Source organism: Pseudomonas sp. HMWF006, from assembly GCF_003061205.1.
GTDB lineage: Bacteria > Pseudomonadota > Gammaproteobacteria > Pseudomonadales > Pseudomonadaceae > Aquipseudomonas > Aquipseudomonas monsensis.
The window spans coordinates 16,947-18,720 of record NZ_QAIU01000587.1 but is presented as its reverse complement, the minus strand read 5'-3'; the positions used below and the strand labels follow the sequence as shown (position 1 = coordinate 18,720).

Annotated in this window: 3 protein-coding genes; all 3 read right to left on the bottom strand. The window is 61.3% G+C overall.

All coding sequences use genetic code 11. From position 1 onward, the window contains the following. A partial coding sequence (locus tag DBR24_RS27200; protein WP_256591898.1) for a ScpA family protein occupies positions 1-622 on the bottom strand: 622 nt, incomplete at its 3' end. A gap of 123 nt (positions 623-745) precedes the next feature. Beyond that, positions 746-1,375: an L-threonylcarbamoyladenylate synthase gene (locus DBR24_RS27195; RefSeq protein ID WP_007966016.1), complete on the bottom strand. Its 630-nt coding sequence runs from the start codon at positions 1,373-1,375 to the stop codon at positions 746-748. 13 nt (positions 1,376-1,388) lie between these two features. Further along, the coding region (locus DBR24_RS34070; RefSeq protein WP_371921371.1) for a PHP domain-containing protein at positions 1,389-1,774 on the bottom strand (386 nt) is incomplete at its 5' end.

Sequence of the window (1,774 nt, the reverse complement as noted above, 5' to 3'; positions counted from 1 at the left end):
GTTCAAGGATCGCCATAAAGGTCACCACCACTCCCAACCTGCCTTCTTCGGCGGTGAACAGCTCGACGAACGGCACGAAACCGCCGCCCTTGAGCCGTTCCAGCACATCGCTCATGCGCTCGCGGGTGGACAGTGCCTCGCGGCTGACCTGGTGGCTTTCAAACATATCGCCACGGCGCAGCACCTCGGCCATGCACATCAAAATCTCTTCCAGTGCGACATCCGGCAACAGCTTGCGCGCCCGGGCTTCCGGGGCGTCGAGCTTGGGCACGATCACATCGCGGCCGACCCGGCTCAAGCCGTCGATGCCTTCGGCGGCGGCCTTGAAGCGTTCGTATTCCTGCAAGCGGCGGATCAGTTCGGCACGCGGGTCGTCTTCTTCGTCTTCGACGGTTTCAGCCCGAGGCAGCAGCATGCGCGACTTGATCTCGGCGAGCATCGCGGCCATCACCAGGTACTCGGCGGCCAGCTCCAGACGCACCGACTGCATCAACTCGACATAGCCCATGTACTGGCGGGTGATTTCCGCCACCGGGATGTCGAGAATGTTGATGTTCTGTTTGCGGATCAGGTACAGCAGCAGGTCGAGCGGACCTTCGAAGGCTTCGAGAAAGACTTCCAGCGCATCCGGCGGAATGTACAGGTCCAGCGGCATTTCCATGACCGCCTGGCCATAGACCATGGCAAACGGCAGTTCCTGCTGGGCGCCGGCCTGGGGATCGACAACGGTTTCCACTGCGGACATTCAGGCTTCGACCATGAACGGCGCGGGGTCGCCGCAACCGACGCGGATCACTTCCGGATCGTCGCCGGTCAGGTCGATCACCGTGGACGCCTTGATCCCGCCGAAACCGCCGTCGATGATCAGGTCCACCTGGTGTTCAAGCAATTGACGCATTTCATAGGGATCGCTCAGCGGGTCTTCGTCGCCGGGCATGATCAGGGTCACGCTCATCAGCGGCTCGCCGAGTTCGGCCAACAGCGCCAGGGCGATTGGATGGCTGGGCACGCGCAGGCCGATGGTGCGCTTCTTCGGATGCAGGAGCAGCCGAGGCACTTCGCGGGTAGCGTTGAGAATAAAGGTGTAAGGCCCCGGCAAATGCGCCTTTAGTATGCGGAACGTGCCGGTGTCGATCTTGGCGTAATTGCCCAGTTGCGACAGGTCGCTGCAGATCAGCGCGAAGTTGTGCTTTTCATCCAGCTGACGCAGGCGCCGAACCCGCTCGATGGCGGTCTTGTCGCCGATCTGGCAACCAATGGCGTAGGAAGAGTCGGTAGGGTAAATCACCACCCCGCCCTTACGGATGATCTCGACCGCCTGTTTGATCAGGCGCGCTTGCGGGTTTTCCGGATGAATCTGGAAAAATTGACTCACATTCTCTACCTGTTCAGACGGCGGCAATAACTGTGTCATGTTTGAACCGACACCACAGGGGTGGAAGGTCCTCGGGAACCGGCCGGTACTGGCCGATCTCGGACCAGCCTCCAGGGCCATGGAAATCACTGCCGGCGCTGACCAGCAGACCGAACTCACGGGCAAGGATCGCCAGGCTGCCCACCTGTTCTGCGGGCTGAAAGCCATTGACCACTTCAATCGCGTGCCCGCCCGCTTGAATATAGTCGGCAATCAGCTTTCGGCGCTTGCTGCGGGTGAAATCGTAGTGCCACGGATGCGCCAGGCTGACCCACGCATTGGCGGCGCGCAACGTGTCGACAGTGTCTTCCAGTGTCGGCCAGTGCAACTTGACGTCGCCCAACTTGCCAGCGCCGAGCC